This window comes from Vibrio sp. TRT 1302 (assembly GCF_050113875.1).
Taxonomy (GTDB): domain Bacteria; phylum Pseudomonadota; class Gammaproteobacteria; order Enterobacterales; family Vibrionaceae; genus Vibrio.
This window is the reverse complement of sequence record NZ_JBNJOF010000035.1, coordinates 1-21,194: the sequence shown is the minus strand read 5'-3', so window position 1 is coordinate 21,194 and position 21,194 is coordinate 1. Positions and strand designations below refer to the sequence as shown.

At 41.0% G+C, this 21,194-nt stretch carries 16 protein-coding genes and 1 tRNA gene; 4 read left to right on the top strand and 13 right to left on the bottom strand.

All coding sequences use genetic code 11. From position 1 onward, the window contains the following. Window positions 1–255 (top strand): hypothetical protein (locus ACQEXP_RS20815; protein ID WP_426971425.1); only part of this gene is annotated, 255 nt, incomplete at its 5' end. A gap of 62 nt (window positions 256–317) precedes the next feature. Then, complete coding sequence (locus tag ACQEXP_RS20810; RefSeq protein ID WP_426971424.1) at window positions 318–1,514, top strand: tyrosine-type recombinase/integrase; 1,197 nt, start codon at window positions 318–320, stop codon at window positions 1,512–1,514. A gap of 764 nt (window positions 1,515–2,278) precedes the next feature. On the opposite strand, the gene ACQEXP_RS20805 is transcribed toward ACQEXP_RS20810, so the two are convergent. The 3 genes from ACQEXP_RS20805 to ACQEXP_RS20795 all read right to left on the bottom strand — a co-directional run bounded on the left by ACQEXP_RS20805 (window position 2,279) and on the right by ACQEXP_RS20795 (window position 7,651). Continuing rightward, window positions 2,279–3,376 carry a restriction endonuclease subunit S gene (locus ACQEXP_RS20805; protein WP_426971423.1) on the bottom strand — a complete coding sequence of 366 codons (1,098 nt, stop codon included), beginning with the start codon at window positions 3,374–3,376 and terminating at the stop codon, window positions 2,279–2,281. Between the two features lie 17 nt (window positions 3,377–3,393). Then, the gene (locus tag ACQEXP_RS20800) at window positions 3,394–5,421 is read right to left on the bottom strand and encodes an HsdM family class I SAM-dependent methyltransferase (protein ID WP_426971422.1); all 2,028 of its coding nucleotides are present in this window, start codon (window positions 5,419–5,421) and stop codon (window positions 3,394–3,396) included. A gap of 229 nt (window positions 5,422–5,650) precedes the next feature. Beyond that, the gene (locus ACQEXP_RS20795) at window positions 5,651–7,651 is read right to left on the bottom strand and encodes a replication endonuclease (RefSeq protein WP_426971421.1); all 2,001 of its coding nucleotides are present in this window, start codon (window positions 7,649–7,651) and stop codon (window positions 5,651–5,653) included. A gap of 372 nt (window positions 7,652–8,023) precedes the next feature. Here ACQEXP_RS20795 and ACQEXP_RS20790 point away from each other — a divergent pair, with 372 nt between their 5' ends. Continuing rightward, a complete protein-coding gene (locus tag ACQEXP_RS20790; protein ID WP_426971420.1) occupies window positions 8,024–9,271 on the top strand; it encodes a plasmid recombination protein in 1,248 nt (415 codons plus the stop codon). Window positions 9,272–9,273: 2 nt separating this feature from the next. On the opposite strand, the gene ACQEXP_RS20785 is transcribed toward ACQEXP_RS20790, so the two are convergent. Beyond that, window positions 9,274–9,358 (bottom strand) — tRNA-Leu (locus ACQEXP_RS20785). Between the two features lie 340 nt (window positions 9,359–9,698). Between ACQEXP_RS20785 and ACQEXP_RS20780 the strand changes: the two genes are divergently transcribed. Continuing rightward, window positions 9,699–10,175 (top strand): RDD family protein, encoded by a 477-nt coding sequence (locus ACQEXP_RS20780; RefSeq protein ID WP_426971419.1) that lies wholly within the window; start codon window positions 9,699–9,701, stop codon window positions 10,173–10,175. A gap of 55 nt (window positions 10,176–10,230) precedes the next feature. Here ACQEXP_RS20780 and luxS read toward each other — a convergent pair whose 3' ends face one another. The 9 genes from luxS to ACQEXP_RS20735 form a co-directional block, all read right to left on the bottom strand. Next, entirely contained in the window at window positions 10,231–10,749 is a 519-nt protein-coding gene (gene luxS, locus ACQEXP_RS20775) for an S-ribosylhomocysteine lyase (RefSeq protein ID WP_138971969.1), read from the bottom strand. A gap of 29 nt (window positions 10,750–10,778) precedes the next feature. Next, window positions 10,779–11,378, bottom strand: coding sequence for a hypothetical protein (locus tag ACQEXP_RS20770; protein ID WP_426971418.1), 600 nt, complete (start codon window positions 11,376–11,378; stop codon window positions 10,779–10,781). Window positions 11,379–11,387: 9 nt separating this feature from the next. Further along, on the bottom strand, window positions 11,388–12,956 hold the full coding sequence (gene gshA, locus ACQEXP_RS20765) for a glutamate--cysteine ligase (RefSeq protein WP_426971417.1): 1,569 nt from the start codon (window positions 12,954–12,956) through the stop codon (window positions 11,388–11,390). 109 nt (window positions 12,957–13,065) lie between these two features. Continuing rightward, on the bottom strand, window positions 13,066–15,924 hold the full coding sequence (locus ACQEXP_RS20760) for a M16 family metallopeptidase (protein ID WP_426971416.1): 2,859 nt from the start codon (window positions 15,922–15,924) through the stop codon (window positions 13,066–13,068). A gap of 9 nt (window positions 15,925–15,933) precedes the next feature. Next, entirely contained in the window at window positions 15,934–16,395 is a 462-nt protein-coding gene (locus tag ACQEXP_RS20755) for a YqaA family protein (protein WP_269377995.1), read from the bottom strand. Then, window positions 16,389–17,339, bottom strand: a complete 951-nt coding sequence (locus ACQEXP_RS20750) for an NADP-dependent oxidoreductase (protein ID WP_426971415.1) — start codon at window positions 17,337–17,339, stop codon at window positions 16,389–16,391. The genes ACQEXP_RS20755 and ACQEXP_RS20750 overlap by 7 nt, the downstream gene beginning before the upstream one ends. A gap of 123 nt (window positions 17,340–17,462) precedes the next feature. Beyond that, on the bottom strand, window positions 17,463–18,593 hold the full coding sequence (locus ACQEXP_RS20745; RefSeq protein ID WP_269377993.1) for a sodium ion-translocating decarboxylase subunit beta: 1,131 nt from the start codon (window positions 18,591–18,593) through the stop codon (window positions 17,463–17,465). A 9-nt stretch (window positions 18,594–18,602) separates the two neighbouring features. Beyond that, window positions 18,603–20,384, bottom strand: a complete 1,782-nt coding sequence (oadA, locus tag ACQEXP_RS20740; RefSeq protein ID WP_426971414.1) for a sodium-extruding oxaloacetate decarboxylase subunit alpha — start codon at window positions 20,382–20,384, stop codon at window positions 18,603–18,605. 31 nt (window positions 20,385–20,415) lie between these two features. Then, on the bottom strand, window positions 20,416–20,673 hold the full coding sequence (locus ACQEXP_RS20735) for an oxaloacetate decarboxylase subunit gamma (protein WP_269377991.1): 258 nt from the start codon (window positions 20,671–20,673) through the stop codon (window positions 20,416–20,418). Window positions 20,674–21,194: the final 521 nt, after the last annotated feature.

Sequence of the window (21,194 nt, the reverse complement as noted above, 5' to 3'; positions counted from 1 at the left end):
TACAATGTTCAAACTCCCAAAATGACGAAAGGCCGCTATAAAGCGACCTTTCTATGTATGGTACCGGTGGGCGGACTGATTGGACAGGCATTCCTGCCGCCACCGCGAAGGCAACGCTTGAACGACAGTTACAATGTTCAAACTCCCAAAATGACGAAAGGCCGCTATAAAGCGACCTTTCTATGTATGGTACCGGTGGGCGGACTTGAACCGCCACGCCCGAAGGCAACGGATTTTGAACTAACCGCAGATTGACACATCCCAACAAATACAGTAACTTAAACGCTCCATTTAAAACCTATAAAGGAAACTATAAAATGAGCAATTATGAATACATTAGGCTGAGAGAGGGTCTAGCTATCTATAAGCAGAAGCAATCAAAGAACTTCTATGTATATTTGAAGACTGAAGACGGTGATTTTAGATGCTCTTTGAGAACCGATGACCAAGAGGAGGCTACAACGCTGGCTTACTCTTATTATTTCTCTTACACAAAGAATTTAACCCCCGAAATTTTTGAGCAATCTAAATCTTCTGTTTCAAAGATATGTGATGAGCTAACTAAAAACTTTGATAAGCATGTTGAAGAGACTGGTAACAAGAAGAGTCAACAAGCACTCCATTCTTCAATTCTTAAAAATGTGATAAAGCCGACTTTCGGTAAACTTAAAGTTAAGCAGCTTGATGCTCTTGAGATGAAGAAAGTCATTGAAACGGCTTCTAGTAAGACAACTCTTTCTAATCAGAGAAAGTGTTTTAAGCACATCTTTGATTACGCTGTTGAGAATCGTTTAATGAAGTCTTATGAGGTTCCTGACATCCCTTCTGCTTCTGTTAAAAGTCCCAATCCGCGAGCTAGTTTTAGTGACGAGCTTCTCTTGAAGATTAAGGACTCTTTTCCTTCTTTTATTGATGCTGCTAACGGTAGAAAGGCTCTAACTCGACAGTATAGATTGATTCTTCGTGAAATGTGCTCATTTATGTTGCTCACGGGTGTTCGCCCAGGCGAAGAAATTCTGAGCTTAAACTTCTCGACATTAGAGCGAATAGCTAAAAATAATTCTTATGCGTATAGCATAAAAATTGACGGTGGTAAGACTAAGAATTACGAAAAGGGCTTGAGAAGAATCTCAATTTGCTCTGTGGCTTTTGCTATTCTTCAGAAACTTGCTCGTGAAATTCACGGCATTGACGATGTTTCTTTCGAAGATTTGAAGAGAAACAATATCTATGCATTTAGACCCACCGAGAATGATAAGAAGCCTGACTTTTCGAAGATATTTGAGCAGTTCATCAAGCATAGTGGCATTGACTCGATTTACTCACTGTACTCGTTTCGTCATACGTACATCACTAACAAGCTTCTAGAAGGCGTTCAAGTTTATCTTGTAGCAAAGCACTGTGGTACTAGCGTTGCGATGATTGAGCAATACTACGACAAGTTAGAAACTACATTACGTGCAACTGAGCTTGTTTCTTTCACGCCCTTTATCAAAGTAGACATGTCAAAATAGTAAACCATTGATTTATAAGGTTTTTTTTCACAAAAACCACCTATAATTGCTATATCACTTCTCGAAGAGAGGTGTAAATTATTGATTTATAAGGATTTTTTTAAAAACACCAAAAAAACCAGTAAAAACAATAACTTAGAAATAAAATTAATTATATATAAATCAATAAGTTACTGGTTGTTTTCTATTATACATATCTAATGCGCAGGTCAAGGGGATAGACGCGAAGCGTCGAAAGGGCGCAGCCCTTTAACTTGAATAACTATACTTAAGTGTGAGATTTTGCTTTCTGAGCGAAGCGAAGATTGCCAAAATCCACACGGCGTAATCCAGCCAAGTTAATGATATACATACACTTACAGCGTCAATACTAAAAATAAGTAAAACCATTTAAAAACGAAACTGTATAATTTCCGAACAATACGACAACAAAACGATCACCATTTAGCCAATACAAAAATCACCGCGACGCGGTGATTCATAACTCAACTTAGTTGTACTGACTCATACTCGATCTTACAAGTTTGCAGATGGGGCACCACCAACTAGTATAGATAGTCTGTTGTGTCTAATAACTCATAACTAGACACAAATGTTTTAGTTGCTTTAACAAATTAGCAAATCATAGATGATTAGAGGCATGGAAAATCACTTAACATGGTGTCCGTGTATTGAGGATTCAAGTCAGTAGTACTAATGAATAGCTTAGTACACAGAGAAAGCCTTAGATTCCATTCTAAGGCTGATAGCTAAGTTGTCTATGATTAGTGTGTTTTTCGCTCTACGTATTGTACGACATCTTTTATTACTAGCTTTTGTACAGCACGAATTAAGGTGGTCATTGAAGATAAATCAGGTTGATTTTCTTTAACGGGCAGTTGCATGTTAAGATTTAAGCTTTGAGAGCTTCTAAGCTTATTTCCGTAATCAAATTTTCCTTGAAGAGATTTATTCATAGACGCAGCAAAGTATAACATGACCTCTTTAGGGTAATTATGTATTTCACTCCAATAGACACCAGTATCATCTCCTGCACCGAAGTTATAGCCTCGATAAAATGTATTTCCAAAAATATCGACTGTTATAGAGTTTTTGGGGAAATACGCAACTGGATTCGAAATGCTATTTATAACTCCTGTGTTTGTAATGCCAGACATTACAAATGGAATCTTTCCTGGAATTTGATCCTCTTTTTTAAGTCGTCTTCCTTGTGCTATTTTGTCAAAAATATCTTTAAATTTAAACTGTCCCCATGAAAGTGTATCATTATTAAATATTTCTAAAGCCTTCTGCTCGGCTATCGTTAATTCGAAACTTTTTAGTTCGGCCGCAGATAAATACGCTTCCAATTTTAATACACGTTCCGTCTCTAATTCCTTTATAAACTTTTCCATAAAGTCAAAGTCGATTTTTCCAGCTTTTACAGGTAGTTTGATGTATTTATTTTTAACAACATTCCATCCACCTAACTTGTTTTTATAAGAATAGATACGTAAGTCTGTTACTTTGTTGATGCACTGCACTGCAAACAAGTATTGGTTTGGTGATAAATCAATATCATTTAACTTCCACTTGATTGCATAGGCATCTGATAAGACAGTAAATTCATTAGGTTGAAAATAAGCCCTATAAACATCACTATTTGAAGGAATAGAAATTACATTTCTTAAAATAGTTGCTTCTTTCCTAGGTACAAAATAATTTAGTCCTTGGTTATTGAAACTAGAGGTAAGACAAGGAAGCGTATACTCTCCAGTTTTTTGCCTTGGTAATTCATCTGCTTTAAAAGGCAATTTTATGGTTTTTATTTTCTCAAATAACTCCCCAATTCTAAACTCTCCCCACTCTGCATTTTCTAACATATTGCTAAGTGGGGATGCTACTTTCCCGAATCATTGCCTTGTTTTAAAAGGTTTGACACTTCCCATGCTAAATAATTACTTACAGTTTGCTTAAAGTCGTTCAGTGTTGGTTTGGTGTCGATTGGAATTGATTGGTTCCAATCTGAACCGTTATTAGGGTCTATGGTATTTTCGTAATATTCGCTGGTAGTTAAAATATTCAGCTTACGTTTTCCAAAACGAACTAGATCGACAACTTCTTGATAACGCTCTCTTGCTTGATCAGTATCTTTGAGGTTGCTACTAGCTTTCTTACGGTTGCTACGTGCATAACCATCATTAGAAAAATCAATAAACTTGACCATTTCATCTTGATGGTGTGATTCATTTACCTTAAACACATAAATGTAAGTTTGAACACTCGATTTGCCGATAAAGATGTCTATTGGCATTTTAATACTGGCTATCAGCGTATGTTTTTTAAGAATTCGTTTGTTGATTTCCTTAGCTTTCCCTGACCCCGCAGAACCTTGAATGATGATTGCTGCATAACCTTTGTTCATCATGTTCAATGCTTTTTCTACGAAATTCATCCCATTCCCTTCAGCAGAATATGGAGGGTTAAGGATAAAAGCATCGGCAGGAAAATGTTCATCTGTTTTACCAAAACCATATTTACCATCAAAGGTAAGTGAGTCTTCGTTCAAGATATTTGAACTACCATCTCCCATTAGAATCATATTCAGAATAGCAAGCATGTAAACACTAGAAAGCATTTCTAAACCTAGCAGTTGTTCTGCTTTAATTTTTGCTTCTTTAGATGCTAATTCTTCGGGTGAGGTTATAGTATTTCTTGCATCATTGAGCATTTCGTTCATAGCTGCAACTAACAAGCCAGCTGAGCCTGTTGCAAAATCCCAAACATAAGAGTTCTTATTAACTCGTGCAAGTCGAGCTAACAAGGTCGCAATATATGAAGGGGTTAGAACAACGTCATTGAGCTTGTCTTGTGAAAAGCCAAGCCAACCATACATTTCATTGAATAATTTACCCGTGAAATCGGTCGTTAAACCAATTTTGTAGTAAATTCCCAAATCGTCCACGATCTTACTAAAGACTCGTTTTAATTGAGTTTCACCATCTACGACTCTATTGATGTTTTCTGTAAGTAGAGTGTTTGATAGGGTTCTGATTATTAGATCTTTTTTATCTTGTGGAAGCCCTTTTCTCTCCAAAAAAGCTGTGATTCGGCTGACGATAATGTCTCCGTCTCTACCACCTTTGTAGTTTTGAGATTTTAACTCTGACTTTTCTAAAGGGGGAACTTCATTAGGTATTCCTAAAGTGGCAATGATTGAAGCTGCAACAAGGTAAACACGGTCGTTCTCGCCTAGCCCTTTTTCATTCTGATAGATATCATGGTTAAGCTTACGTAAGCTTATATCAATTTCTTTTTCACGTTGTGCTTTAAGTTTGTCTAATTCTTCATCAGTAAGACTTAGCGATTTGATTTTTTCAATGAAGTCATCAAAGTGTTGATCAGATAGAAATGAAAAATCAGTGTAATCACCAATTTTTTGACCAACCCCTAAGTTGTCCTTAGATACAAAGTAAACACCAATTTCATGTTGCAGATTCCCTGAACCATCTTTATAGCCAGAGACGCCAATAGCAATGATATCGGTATAGCTTGTATGATGTAGAACCGCGTTAGCGTAGTGAATAGCTCCATTCACAGCATAGTCTTTGATATTTTTGAAATTTGGTTCGTTTTTAGCCGTAAAATTATCGACTTGGCCATCTTTGTTGAGCTTTACAAGCTTGTTTTTGTAACCTTTATACTCAATCAATACTGGAAAAGATTTTAGTTGCTTGTCTTGTAGCAAAAGTTTTGCGTCTGGGCGATTACCACCCTTACCACCACTTTTGGAGTAGTAGTCATCAAGTGCCTTATCTATCTCAGTGTTTAATGACTCTTGCTCTAGTTTATAAGGTAGGCCGTAAGTCTTTAGCCACCCGTTAGCCAAATCTGCAATATTAGGTTCAACCGATTGTACTTTTGCCATCTTTCCTGCTCAATTTAGTTCAAACCGATGAATTATAACATAATGGTTTTTATTGACTATTCGGATTGGAGCGGGAAACCGTTTGATCCCAGACTCCAAGGGGGAGGGGTAGGTATTCATCATTCAGCTTGATGATGACACTCTAGGGTAAAGGCGTTTTAGATCAATCTTTCAGAGCTAGTTACATCGTTGTATCGGCGTTGACAGTTCGAGGCCTGACTAATCCAACTTAGTTTTTTATGACTCTTATTGTCTTTATCTCATCTAAGTTGACACTTGCTCTGCTAACATTAATATCTGTATTCACTTTTACTTCTTCGTCGTACTTGTTCTTTTTCGTCTCTTTTGTGTAATGTATCTCATCAGCGCTTAAGATAAATTTATCCATCTGAGACTGATTTTTTTTCTTTTTCGACGCAAAGTCAATTAGCTCTTGCATTCTGTATGCATCTTCAAAAGCCTTTTTCATCTCTCTTCTTGCATTTAAATCATAAAATACTGTTGCCCTATTATTATCATTTACTGTTATTGAAGTCTTAATTTCATCTAAATATCTCTTTGTACTTAAGTTGATTAATTTTAATTTTTTATATTTATTAATCTTTACAGTTTTGTTTATATAGTTTGCCACCCTTCTGAAATCATCATATTTTGTTTTTGCGCTCTTAATTCCTAGCGTCGAAAAGCTTCTAATTCTGTTTGCTGATTTCCAAGCGTTGACTGCATCGATTTCATTGAATTTATCTTTTTCTTTTTTATTATCTAAATCTTCAAGCTTGTTATTTTTTAAGCAATACTTCATTATGTATGATGCAACAGATGATTTTTTCTCAAGCTCTTTTCTGTTTTTATCAAGACCTTCTTCGACAATTAAGCAGCCTGCCTTCACTATGTTTTTCTTAAATCCAGCCTTTACTTGAATATCTCTTTCAAAATATTTCTTAAAAACTGACTTATAATAATTAATACTGCACTTTTCTGTGAAAATTATAATATGATAGTGAACTGTGCCGTCCTGCTGTGGTTCAGCAACTCTCATTCCGAAACCATGTTCTAGATTAAATTCCATTCCATCTTCTTTTATTTTCTTTCTAAGAAGATTCATTTTCTTCTTTAAAAACTCGTTACCATCCCTAACGCTTGAGCCATCCCAGTTTTTTTTTCCCTTTGATGGATTTGAGTGAAATTGAGACGGAAGAGTCAGAGTTATAAACAACCAGTTGAATCCTTTTGATTTTGCAATATCTTGAAAGGCTTTTGATGTTAAATAAAGCTCTATGAGTTTTTCTTTATCGCTTTTTTTCATGTCATACGCTGTTTGTCCATTTGTCAGCTTAACACTTTTTAAATACTCATCACTTGCCTTAATTCTTTCTTCTCTAAGTTGTATTGATTCAATCGGAGCATACTTATTTGCTGATTTATTACTTCCTACTCTCGCATACTTTTGAGAATTGTAGTATTTCATTTCATCTAGATAGCTGTAAAACTTCCTTTTTATGAAATTAACATCAAAATACCTATCGAAATTCGCCTTGTGATTCTTTACTAACCCTCGTTTTTTAATCATCTTTGGCATCATGTCAACAAACTTATCCTCTAAGAAAACTCTTAACCTCCCTTCGAATTCTTTATATTGACTTTCTAAAAAAACGACATCTCCCTCTTTATTCTCTTCGAGGTGTTTGACAATATTAATTCTAATATCTTTACATAGAATCCTTATAAGCTCATGAACATCTTTTCCTGCATTCTTCATCCCAAGGTATGAATAATGCTGACAATGTTCGTATGTTGTTTTTCTTTTTAATCTTGTGATTTTGTTTTTAATTTCATTATATACATGAATAAAAAATTTACGTTTCAAGTATGCTTTATCAAAGTACTTACTAAATCTAAACTCGTGATTCTGTGGAAGCTTTCCGTTTATAACCAATGCTGGAAGCGTAGAGATTAAATCACTATCGATGTGCTCTTCTAGCATTTCAATGAATGACTTATACTGCATAATGACAATTGAATCATCTAATTTATCTTGTTTATTCTTATAATCTACTTTTGTAAATAGAAGGCTGATTATTTCATAAATTTCATCATTAATTTTTTCCACTGATATCTCAGAGTAGCCCATCAAACTATAGTTAGGTATTTCTTTTTTAATATTATTTATTTCTTTAAAAAATGAGATCTGAGAATATAAACTCAAGTTATTATTGTTATAATTATCCATAAAAACAACCCAGTCATTAAATTAATACAATATTCAATTTGCAAGAACAACCACAAATAAGAATACCACTCTATTAATAGTTATAAAGCATTATGTCATAAAGTTAAGCCCAGCTAAGTATAAATCTTATTTCTTGATAAGAATAGTGCACATTGATATTATTTTTACAAAGGTAAAAATAATACACTTAGTGACCGACTAAGGATATTCACTCGCTCCTCGTTTCATATCCGTCGGCAAAGGGACTGCATCCCTTTTGAATCCCTGCAACTTTACCTTTCAAATAAGACTTCGTCTTACTTAAAAGATAAAGTAAATAAAACAACAAAACAAGAGAGGTGATATTACGATTTAAAACCAAGAGAAAATATTATGTATCAATTTTTGCATATTGAAACCTATTCCTTGCACTCTAAATATAATAAGAAGAGTCCAGAAAAAAGTTCAAAGTCATTTCATTCAGTTTCGCGTGAATTAATGCGTCATCCAGATGCAATTCCTCACGTACCCAATCCGTTACCCCCATCAGTTTTATACGGCTATGACGCTTATGTCGCTTTACAGCTTGCTCAAGAGCGCGTTAATGCGTCAACTGACCAACTGGGTCGAAAGATTAGAAAAGATGCTCAGGTTGTTTTGAGCGGTGTTATTTCATGCCCTTCTGATTTCAAAGAAGAATCAGAGTCAAATTACAAAAAATGGATAGCTGACAATATCAAATATCTTCAAAACAAATATCAGGGTGAGCTTATAAGCGTCATTCTTCATGAAGATGAAAGCCATCCCCACTTGCACTTTATATGCATCCCGAAACAGACGGATGATTGCAAACTTCACATAAAGAGCATTCACGAACCGATAAGGGCAAGAGAAGAAACGAGTGGCGGAAGAAAAGCTAAATATGAAGCGTACAAAAAAGCCTTCAGAGAGCTTCAAGACGAGTATTACTACTCCGTTGCATCAAAGTACGGCTTTCTACGTGACGGCGCTAGAAAGCAGCGCTTAACTCGCTCTGAGTATATGAAAAGAAAAGAGTCAGCGAAGAAGCTATCTGTTATTCATCAAGATTTGTCAGACAAATTTGAGCAACACAAAAAGCAGAAAAACCACATAGCATTAGAAAAGTCTAATATAGAAAAAGAGAGGGACAGCCTTAAAAAACAAGAGCTTGAAATTATTAAATCGAAAAAAGACTTAGTTGAAATTACAAAAATAACAAAAGAGAGAGAAGCAGATATGTTGTGTTTATTCAAAAGAAGAAAGAGCAAAAGTGCGGAAATTGAGTTTTACAAAAATGAAGCAAAATCTTTGCGCAGTATGCTCACTAGATTTAAAAGAAAAGTTTTAGAGCTAAAAGCACTTGTCAAAGATTACAAAGACAAGATTCATCAGCAGGCGTTTGAGATTGACTGCTTGAGAACTAGAGTTAAAGATTTAGAAAGAGAAAAAGCAATAAGTACTTACAAGACCGCTGCTCAAAAATATTCTGACTCAAACGTTTTAACGCCACGTCAAGAGCTTTTTAAAGATGAAAACAAAGAAAGGAAAGCTGATTTAGTCTCTGAAAATGAGATTAAGATTAAGCGCTCAAAATCCAAATCATTAGACTATGAACCTTAAAATGGTAGCTGCGGGCGGACTCGAACCGCCACGCCTTTCGGCGGGGGATTTTGAATCCCCTTTGTCTACCAATTCCAACACGCAGCCATTACATTAAACTATAAAACACTATAAAGCATTTCTTCGGTATCAGTCAAGAGTTAAATCATTTAAAAAAACAATGGCTTAGCTCTTTTTCATTAGTATACGCGTTGAATTTTGAATCCGTCGTGTATACCAATTTCACCACACCGGCATCTCTGGGCTATTGCCCTTTGATGTTTGGCATTATACGTATGCCAATGAATCGTGCAAGTGCAAAAGACTGAAATAACTATCGTTTGACGATAAAATAGCCACAAATTGATAAGCTGTGCGCAAGCTCTCTTTTCAGATCAAAACTGAAGCTATATTCTTTCGCCTTATTTTGTTTGGGTAAGTAGGTTTTATGTCAACGATTGACACTTTGCCACCAGCAGGCTTGTTTCGCCGCTTAGGGGCTCTTTTTTATGATGGACTTATAATCATTGCCGTTGAAATGATGGCAGCGGGTATTGTTATCGCTATTTTGCATGCATTGATGGCGATGGGCCTCTTTAACGTAGGTGGATTTGAAGACGTGAGTGACTTCCTCACTAACCACCCGATTTGGAGTCCGGTTTATACCGCGTATTTGGCCTTCGTCTGGATCTATTTTTTTGTTTTCTTCTGGACCAGAGCCGGTCAAACGTTAGGTATGCGTGCATGGAAACTGCACTTACGTAGCGTAGACGGAAAACCTGTTTCAGTCACACAGGCATTAATCCGTATTGGTACATCGGGTTTTGGTCTCGCTAATTTTACGGTTCCATTAGATCCACAAAAACGAGGCTTTCATGATATCTGGGCAAAAACACAAGTTGTGGTGCTGCCGAAAGCAAATTAACGTTTAAAGATAGTAAAAAGGAAGGCGATTGCCTTCCTTTTTTATTTCAAACTATTCAGTCTACTTTGAGTTCTTTTAGCATCGCTTCTGGTAGCGCCAACTCATCGTTTTTGTTCACTGAGATGCCAGCCGCTAGAATCGCTTCTGCAATCTGTTTCGCCTCATCAAGAGAATGCATCGCCGCAGTACCACACTGATACTCATTGAGTTCAGGGATCTTGTTCTGACTTTCAACTTTTAGCACATCTTTCATCGCAGCTAACCACGCGTCTGCAACTTGCTGCTCTTGTGGAGAGCCGATCAGACTCATGTAGAAACCGGTACGACAACCCATAGGTGAGATATCGATAATCTCTACACTTTCACCGTTAAGATGATTACGCATAAATCCTGCGTAAAGGTGCTCGAGAGTGTGAATTCCTTTTTCAGATAAGATGTCTTTATTTGGTGCGGTAAAACGCAGGTCGAATACCGTAATGGTGTCACCCTTTGGGGTGGTCATTGTTTTCGCAACACGAACTGCTGGTGCATGCATTCGGGTGTGATCAACGGTAAAACTATCTAATAACGGCATTGTCCTTCTCCATTTCTACTACTCTGGTACTAAAAGAACCAGCTTCTATTGTTTTCTAATTCCTGTCGGCACTGTTTAAGTTGCCAACCATAATCCTTTGCCTGCTGCTCGACTTTTCTAGCAACGCGAATTAGTGACGGTTTCGACTGATAACTTTTCCGTTTATAGCCGCCGCGTCCTTCATGATAGGCTAAATATTGGTTGTAAGCATCCCACTTGGATATGCCGAGTTGTTTCTGAGTTTCACTCGTGTACCAACCAATGAACATGAGTGAATCTGAGAAGTCTGTCCGAGAGCCGCCATGATCGGTCGACTTTTGGAAATCTTCCCAGGCAGGATCCTGCGCCTGAGCGTAACCATAAGCACTACTGACTCGACCCCACGGTATAAAACCAAGCAAATAGTCTTTAGGCGGGCGAGCATCATGGCGAAAGCTACTCTCTTGTTTGACGATCGCCATTGAAACTTGAATCGGAGTTCCCCACTCCTTTTGCATATCAACAGCGTCGTCATACCAGCTTGGCTTTTCTCGAAAAATCTCGCAAAGGTTCGACTGCTCTTTAGGCGGGGATGTCGCACAGCCGCCAAGTAAGGACACACTAAGGAGGAGTGAAAACTTCCTTATCACGATGCGACCTTAAGATTTCAAATAAGAGAAGTACTCTTCAAGATACTGCTCGAAACTCAATTCGTCAGATGCTTCAAGGTCCAGTTGAGCCTGAACAGAACGAGCTACTTCACTTTCCATATCCGCTTCACTGTACGTTCTGTAGCTGCGGTTCAAGTGGTCATTACGGTATTGTTTACCCAGCTCACAACCAATTTTACCTAACCCGCCAAAGCGCTTGGTATCTTCGAGTAACTTGCCTGATATGGTGTTCTCAGGGTTATCTATCCACGAAAGTAGTTTGTAGCAAACCGCTTGGTATGCTTCACCACCCATCGCCTCATCCATTTTTTCTGCGATCTGAACTAATTCCACAAATACACGTTTTGCCCAGTTTTGTAATGTAAGGACTTCACCCTTACAGCCAATTTGCAGCTCAAGACCAGGCTTACGACCTTCAATGATGACTCGATTCCAGTTGTCACGCCAGCACGCTTGCTCGCAGTAATCCATGGGTTCAGACTCCGTCAGTGCTGCCCATGTTAAGAACATATCTAAGAATCGTACTTGATCCTCATTGATACCGATTGAGCTGTAAGGGTTCACATCTAACGATCTGACCTCAATATACTCGACACCACCACGAGCCAGCGCTTCTGATGGTTTTTCACCAGACTTAGCGACTCGTTTTGGTCGAATTGGCGCGTACAGCTCATTTTCAATTTGAAGTACATTGCTATTGAGCTGACGGTACTCACCATCCACTTTTACCCCGATCTCAGCAAACTCGTTCGAAGGAGTGCGAATCGCAGTATTCAAACCATCTAAATACTCTTCGAGGCTATTAAAACCTATTTTAAGAGAGCTTTGAGCACTGTTGGTATACCCCAAATCACTCATTCGCAGCGAGGTGGAATACGGCAGATAAAGCGACCCACCAATGCTTTCAAACGGTAATTTGCTGTCTCTGCCCTGAACAAATGACGAACATAACGCCGGCGATGCACCAAAGAAGTAAGGGATTAACCAGCCAAAACGGTAATAATTGCGAATCAAACCAAAGTAAGCATCTGACTTACTCGCCTGACGCTGCTCGTCGCTCTGGTCACCTAACAATTGCTGCCAAAAGCTCTCAGGGAAAGAGAAGTTGAAATGCACACCTGAGATAATTTGCATCAAGCTGCCATAGCGACGCTTTAACCCTTCGCGGTAAAGCGTCTTCATTTTCCCAGAGTTAGAAACGCCATATTGAGCTAGGTTGATGTCATCTTCACTACCGACATAACACGGCATAGAAAGCGGCCACATTTTTTCTTCGCCCAGCTTAGTCTGAGTAAAGTGGTGGATGTCCTCTAACTGTGCAATCAGGTTTGATATGTCATTCGATACCGGCGTAATAAATTCCAGCAATGACTCCGAGAAATCGGTGGTGATCCAGCTATTCGCATAAGCGGAACCGAGTCCTTCAGGATGTGGCGTTGTTGCAAGATGACCATCTTGGTGATAGCGCAGCGTTTCACGCTCCACACCACGTCCAAAACTCTTAAATACTTCTGGGTTTTGTGCAACTCGCTCAAGTCGCGCAGCAAATTCAGTCAAAATGAGGTTCGCTTATATCTAAGGTTTGGTAGTTCTACCAAACTGGCTAAACAAATTCATAAAGGGTGACCCATGTCACCCTCTAGCTATGCACTATGTTATGTGTACTCTAACGGATGATTTCAAGCTCTTCTATCGGAATCTGCAAACTTTCTAATTGTGGCTTGAGGGTTTTGGCATCACCGACGACAATGATTTGGTAATCATCTGGTGTAAACCACTTCTTCGCCAACTCGTCTAAAGTCTGCTTATCTACCGTTTCAACGATCTCGTTGCGTTGCTTGAGGTAGTCTTCATCAAGACTGTACGCAAGAATACTACTAAGCAGTCCGGCTTTCTGTGAAGGCGTTTCATACTTTAGTGCATCTTGTTGACCGACCGCTAAGCGTAAAAATTTCATCTCATCATCAGTCATTCCATTCTGACTGTATGCCTTTAACTCTTTTTCAAGCTCGATGATCGATGGAACAGTTGCGTCAGCACGAACCTGTGCAGAGAACACAATTGCACCCACTTCTCGATTAGATGCTAGATAACCGCTAGCGCCATAGGTGTAACCTTTATCTTCACGCAGATTTTGATTGATTCTACTGTTGAAGTTCCCAGCTAAGTTAAAGTTAGCCAATTGGGTGAGGTACACTTCACCCGTCGCATCAAACGGTAAGCCTTGACGCACCATGCGAACCACACTTTGTGGTGCCCCTGGTTTATCCACCAAATAAAGCTTTTGCTGCTGATTTGCCTTAACAAGTTGCGGTCTTAGCAGTGGGGCAATTTCTCCCTGCCAAGAATCAATAAAGGCCAACTGCTGTTTGATCTGTTTCCTATTGATGTCTCCAACAACAACAATTTGTGCTCCCTGTGGAGTGTAATGTTGTTTGTAGAACGCTTTGACGTCATCCAACGTTAACGCCTCCAGTGACGCTTGCGTACCATCATTAGAGCGCTGATATACCGTCCCCTCAAAAAGTACCTGTCGAGTTGCCTGAGAGGCTAACCAACTTGTTTGTTGGTGCTGATAGACAATACCTTCTAGCATTTGCTTTTTGATACGCTCAAAATCTTGCTCACGGAATGCTGGCTTAAACAGGACCTCTTCGACAATTTTAAGTGTCTGGGGTAGGTTTTTCTCTAAACTAGAGATTGAAATACTGGTCGTGTAATTCCCCGCTTCTACGTTAAGCGTACTTCCTAGCTTATCCAACCGCGCCTGTAACTGTTCAAGAGTCGAGTCCAGTGTCGCTTCTTCCATCATAGCCGCAGTTAAGTTTGCCAATCCTTCTTTGCCTTTTTTGACATAACGCTCTCCAGCAGGAAAACTAATTTCTAGCTGTACAGTCGGCGTTTCAGCACTCACCGTGCCCAACAGTTCAGCGCCATTGTCAAAATAGAGGCGGTAAAGTTTCGGCATTTGTGCCTTAACACTTTCAGCGACTTGAGGCATCACAGAACGATCAAAATTGTCCTGTGCACGACGATACGCGAGTTGATCGTCAGTGACCTTTTGGTATTCAGGCAAAGTTCTTTGTGGCGTACTGAACGTTGCTGGCGCAGCAGCAAGTTCCGTCTTACCTTTAGGTACCACACTTAAAGCAACTTTAGGGTGGCCGTTAACGTAAGTTTTATAAGCGTCCATCACCGACTCTGGGGTGACCGCACGAATTTGCGCTAACTGAGTCTGAATTCGGTCTGGGGTATTGAAGAAAGTTTCATTAGAAGCAAGCTGCGATACTTTACCTCGCACACTTTGCAGTGCGAAAACCGACTGAGCCTCAGCCATTCCGGTAATTTGATCTAATCGGTTGTTGTCTATCCCTTTCGCTTCAAACTCACCTAGGGTTTGCATCAACTCCTGATACAAAGGTTTCAGAGCGCTGTTTTCTCCCGAAGGTGCCATTGCATAAACGTAAAAATTACAGGCTAACTCTGCACAATCTTGGAACGCCCCTGCATCAACGGCTTTCTGAGTTTTAACCAACTTTTGGTACAGCAAACTATTCGCACCATTACCCAATACGTTGGCAAGGGCGTTTAACGAAGCCTGCCCCTCAGCCCCATTGTAAGTTGTCGGCCACCCAAGAATGAGCATCGGTTGCTGAATGCGATCTTCTAACGTGACATAACGATCTTCGGTTAGCTTTGCTGGCTGTTTAGGTGCCTGTTCTACCGCTGGCCCTGATGGAATCGATCCGAAGTACTTGCTTACCCACTCTAAGGTTTGATCAACATCGAGATCACCACCAATAGTTAGGACTGCATTGTTGGGGCCATACCATCTTAGGAAAAACGCTTTGAGATCATTAACATCAACACGGTCAAGATCTTCGACATAGCCTATCGTCTGCCAAGAATATGGATGGCCCTCTGGGTACATCGCTTCGCCCATTTTCTCCCACATCAATCCATACGGACGATTGTCATAGTTTTGCGCGCGCTCGTTTTTCACTGTATCACGCTGAATTTCAAACTTGCGTTGTGAGACGGCATCAAGCAAGAAACCCATACGGTCAGATTCAAGCCACAACATTTTCTCAAGCTGATTTGAAGGCACCGTTTCAAAATAATTCGTACGATCCCGATTGGTCGTTCCATTCAGAGAACCGCCCGCCTCAGTGATGATTTTAAAATGTTCTTGATCGCCAACATTCTCACTGCCCTGAAACATCATATGTTCAAAGAAATGAGCAAAACCTGACTTACCTGCCTCCTCACGAGCTGAACCTACGTGGTAGGTAACATCAACATGGACAAGTGGATCTGAATGATCCGGAGACAATATCACTGTCAGCCCATTTTCCAACTGATACTTTGAATATGGGATCATTGCCTTACCCGGCTCAGCATCCACTTCTTCAATAAGCGTGACACCTTCAGGTAAGGAGGAAAAGAAAGGTACAGAAGAGAGGTTGCTAGAACTGCAACCATATAGTGCGACAAGAGAAATAGCACCAAGCCAAATCTTTCTCATGACATCCCCTTAGAAAAAACCGAAAAAAACTGCAGCAAGTAGAATGTAACGGAGTGCTTTACCAATCAGTATCAACCAAAAGCAAGGCCAAAAACGCATCCGTAGCCAACCCGCAGCTAAGCACAATGGATCACCAATTACTGGCAACCAGCTAAAAAGAAGCGACCAATAGCCGTATTTATTTAGCCATAATAAGGCTTTATGACCATGTTTTTCGTTCTGAGTTCGGTTTGGTAGCCATAATCCAAGCCAATAATTCGTTAAACCACCAAGAGTATTACCTAACGTAGCGACGGCAATAATATAAAAGGTCGGGTATTGGTTTAAGCTCAAGGTCGCGATTAGCCCGGCCTCTGACCCTCCAGGCAATAAAGTGGCACTGAGGAAACCACTTAGAAAGAGTACCCACAGTGCCGAGTCTGAAAACCAAAGAGCGAAGGATTCGAATGCGCTGTTAAACGCTTCTAACATTGCATATCAAGCAAGACCTTGCCTCTTGTATGACCGGTTTCAATCTGTTTATGTGCTTCAGCAACCTGTTCGAATGGGTACACCTGATGAATCTCAGTCTTGACTAAACCAACACTCACCATGTAAAGAAGCGCATCAAGTTGCTCTGGGTTTGGATCAACAAGCATTCCCGTCGCTTCAAAGCCTAGAAGCTTCGCTTTCTCACAAATCAACTCAGCGGAAAGAGTGGGAACCGTAACCACTTTCGCACCATCTTTTAAGCATTTAAGTGCATCAAGAGCGGCATCACCACCAACCAAATCGATAAGCACATCCGCTTCTTCGACTCGCTCGGAAACTGGAGCAAACTGGTAGTTGATCGCATGAGCCCCTAGGGTTGCCATATAATCCAAATTCGCTTCGCTACAAGTAGTAAAGACTTCTGCCTTAGCAGCAACGGCAACCTGAATCGCAATGTGACCCACTCCACCCGCACCAGCGAGAATCAGAACACGCTGACCTTCTTTTACTCCAGCCTTATCCAATGCCTGCACTGCTGTTTGGCCTGCCAATGGGAGAGCGGCCGCCGCTTCAAGCGTTATAGAATTGGGGACAAGACTTAACGCGGTTTCGGGTACACAAACATATTGGCTATAACCGCCCCCTGCGAGAGGGAAACCAATAAAGCCAGCAACATTGTCGCCGACAGCAAAACGCTCGACGCTTTCTCCAAGCGTGATAATTTCACCGGAAATATCATAACCGGGTACCCAAGGCAGGTTATCTTTATTCTGAGAAGCCGCCCAGCCTAAACCTGCCCGCGTTTTTACATCAATAGGATTAACACCAGAGAAATGGACCTTAACCAGTACTTCACCCGCTTTAGGTTCTGGAATTGGTGAAGTTTGAATAACGAGAACGTCTGGATCACCAAATTGTGAGATTGCGATTTGTTTGTTTTCCATTTCTTCATTTCCCTGTCGATATAAAAAAGGGATGCGAAAGCATCCCTTTGAATATATACCATTTATTGCTAGCAAGTTAACCACTTACTCTCAATTTGACCAATTACTAACCGTAATTCACGCTTAGCCAACCAAGGCAAGCAAAATACCGGCAGCTACCGCAGAGCCAAGAACACCCGCTACGTTAGGTCCCATTGCGTGCATTAATAAGAAGTTTTGTGAGTTTGCCTCTAAACCTACCTTGTTTACAACACGCGCTGCCATTGGTACAGCAGAAACACCAGCAGCACCGATCAATGGGTTGATATTTTCTTTAGACAGCTTGTTGAGTAATTTCGCCATCAAGACACCACCCGCAGTACCGATACTAAAAGCCACAGCCCCTAACGCCAGAATGCCAAGCGTTTCGACATTAAGAAACTCTTCGGCTTGCAGCTTAGAACCGACGCCTAGACCCAAGAAGATAGTCACAATATTGATGAGTTCATTTTGTGCAGTCTTAGATAGACGGTCTACAACACCCGCTTCACGCATCAAGTTGCCAAGGCAGAACATACCGACCAGCGGTGTCGCTGATGGTAGGAACAAGATCGTCATGAGCAGAACAGCCAGTGGGAATAAAATCTTCTCACCTTTTCCAACATGACGAAGTTGAGCCATTTGGATTTTACGCTCTTCCGGTGTCGTCAGCGCCTTCATAATAGGCGGCTGAATGATAGGAACCAATGCCATATAGCTATACGCTGCAACGGCAATCGCACCCAGCAGATCTGGAGACAGCTGACTTGCTAAGAAAATAGCCGTCGGGCCATCTGCGCCACCAATGATCGCAATTGAAGCAGCATCAGGCATGCTAAATTCCATACCCGGCACATAGTTAAGTAGGATCGCACCAAATAGTGTTGCAAAGATACCAAACTGAGCTGCCGCACCTAACCATAACGTCTTAGGGTTTGCGATAAGAGCACCGAAATCGGTCATCGCGCCAACGCCCATGAAGATCAGTAGTGGGAAAATACCCGACTCAATACCTACATGGTAGACGTAGTAGAGCAATCCGCCCTCTTCCGTAAACCCTGCATTAGGGATGTTCGCTAAGATGGCACCAAAGCCGATTGGCAAAAGTAGTAGCGGCTCAAAGCCTTTGCGAATGGCCAAAAACAGCAGTACACACCCAACCAAGATCATGCAGATCTGGCCAAATTCAAAGTGAGCGATCCCTGTTTCTGACCAAAGGGTCATTAATCCTTCCATGAGACTCCCTTACGCCAGACTAAGTAGTGGAGCACCAACAGTCACAGAATCACCTTCTTTGACATGCAGATCTTGCACGATACCACCACGGGCAGCACGAATTTCTGTTTCCATCTTCATGGCTTCAAGAATCAGTAACACATCACCTTCTGCAACCTGAGCACCGCTCTGAACGTTAACCTTGAAGATGTTACCCGCTAGTGGAGCTGGTACTGTCTCTGAATTGCCCGCAGGCGCAGCAGGAGCAACAGCTTGAGTATTAGCACCCGACTGAGCAGGAGTTACAGATGTCAACTGGCCTTGTGGACCCACTTCAACATCATAAACCTGTCCATCAACCTTCACGCTGTAAGTTTCAATACCACCTTGAGCTGGTTGAGCCACAACTGGTGCTGGCTCTTCTTTACCCGGTGCTGGTTCAAACGCTTCTGGGTTGTGACGGTTTTTAAGGAACTTAAGACCGACTTGTGGGAATAGTGCATAAGTCAGAACATCATCGACCGTATCTTCTGCTAGCGAAATACCTTCCGCTTTAGCCTTGGCTAAAAGATCATCGGTCAAAGTTTCCATTTCAGCTTCAAGCAAATCAGCAGGACGACAAGTGATCGCCTCACCACCATCAAGCACTTTCGCCTGAAGTTCTGCATTAAGCTCTGCAGGTGCCGCACCGTACTCACCTTTTAGGACGCCAGCCGTTTCCTTGGTAATACTCTTGTAACGCTCTCCGGTTAGCACGTTGATCACCGCTTGGGTACCAACGATCTGTGAAGTAGGAGTAACAAGAGGAATGTAGCCAAGATCTTGACGAACACGTGGGATCTCTTCTAATACTTCATCAATACGATCCGCTGCACCTTGCTCTTTGAGCTGGCTTTCCATATTGGTCAGCATGCCGCCTGGGACTTGAGCAATAAGGATACGAGAATCGACACCTTTCAGTTGACCTTCGAACTTGGCGTACTTTTTACGTACTTCGCGGAAATACGCCGCGATCGGTTCGATCTGATCAAGCTTAAGATTCGTGTCACGTTCAGTGCCCTGAAGCATAGCCACAACGGTTTCAGTTGGCGTATGGCCGTAAGTACAGCTCATTGAAGAAATAGCTGTATCAAGAATATCGATGCCAGCTTCGACAGCTTTCACTGCTGTGGCAGTCGAAAGACCCGTGGTCGCGTGACAGTGTAAAGCAAGCGGCACATCACACGATGCTTTGATACGTGTAATAAGATCTTCCGCTTCGTAGGGTTTCAGAAGGCCCGACATATCCTTGATACAAAGCGAATGACAACCGAGATCTTCTAGACGCTTAGCAAGGTCTACCCAAGTCTCCGTATTGTGAACCGGACTGGTCGTGTAAGAGAGTGTACCCTGTGCATGAGCACCAACATCAACCGTCGCTTTAACCGCTTTTTCAAAGTTTCGCACGTCATTCATCGCATCAAAAATGCGGAATACATCCATACCATTGGTATGGGCACGCTCGACAAACTTTTCTACTACATCATCAGCGTAGTGACGGTAACCCAACAAGTTTTGGCCACGTAGTAGCATTTGCATTGGTGTGTTAGGCATTGCTTTCTTTAGTGCACGTAAACGCTCCCAAGGGTCTTCGCCCAGGAATCGAATACACGCATCAAACGTAGCACCGCCCCATGTTTCTAGAGACCAGTAACCGACCTTATCGAGCTCTTCCGCGATAGGTAACATATCCTCTAGACGCATACGCGTCGCGAATAGCGACTGATGGGCGTCACGAAGGACCACATCTGTTAAAGCTAGTGGTTTAGACATGCTCATTAACTCCTTTTAATCCTATCAAATGCTATTTAGCCACCGAAGTACGGTACTGATGTACCGCTGCGGAAATTGCCGCAACAACCTTCGGACTAACAGCAGAAGATGGTAATTGAACTTTGTTATTTTGATTTGGTACAGCGATCGGCTCTGGTACTTCTTCTGGCACCAGTTTAGACATCAACCGAACGAGATAGACAAGAATAGTGAGGAATATAAACACCACAGCCATCCCCGTGATCATCAGGGTTGCAGCGTCTACTAGCAGGCTTCCAATATTATCCATTTTTGCATCCTTTCTTTGTCATCCTGACAACGTCATTAGAGAGATCACTCAATCATCGTCGTGATTGAAGTGAAAACCTAACGCATACCGGCTTACATACCGGCTCTCTTGTTGCCAGAACATGCAGTAAAATCCTGACAAGAGGACTAGGATTATCTCGATTGGTTAAACTTTGTCAATTTTGTTTAAGAAGCTATTGACGATAAAGCACAGATCTAGGGAATTATTCGTCACACAAATCACATAAATCTGCAATATTTAGCCAAATGAGCATAAATAACTGTGTGTTTTATGACGTTATGACAAAACATCATGCGTTACTGAGATGTGGGTAAAAGAAATGGCAAAATCGCTGTAGAAACAACTAGTTGTAATATTGATGTTTAAAGAATGTTATAGAGGTGTTAATAAAAAAGCCCTGCTATTTCTAGCAGGGCTTATAATGTGGCGCGTCCTGGAGGATTCGAACCTCCGACCGCCTGGTTCGTAGCCAGGTACTCTATCCAGCTGAGCTAAGGACG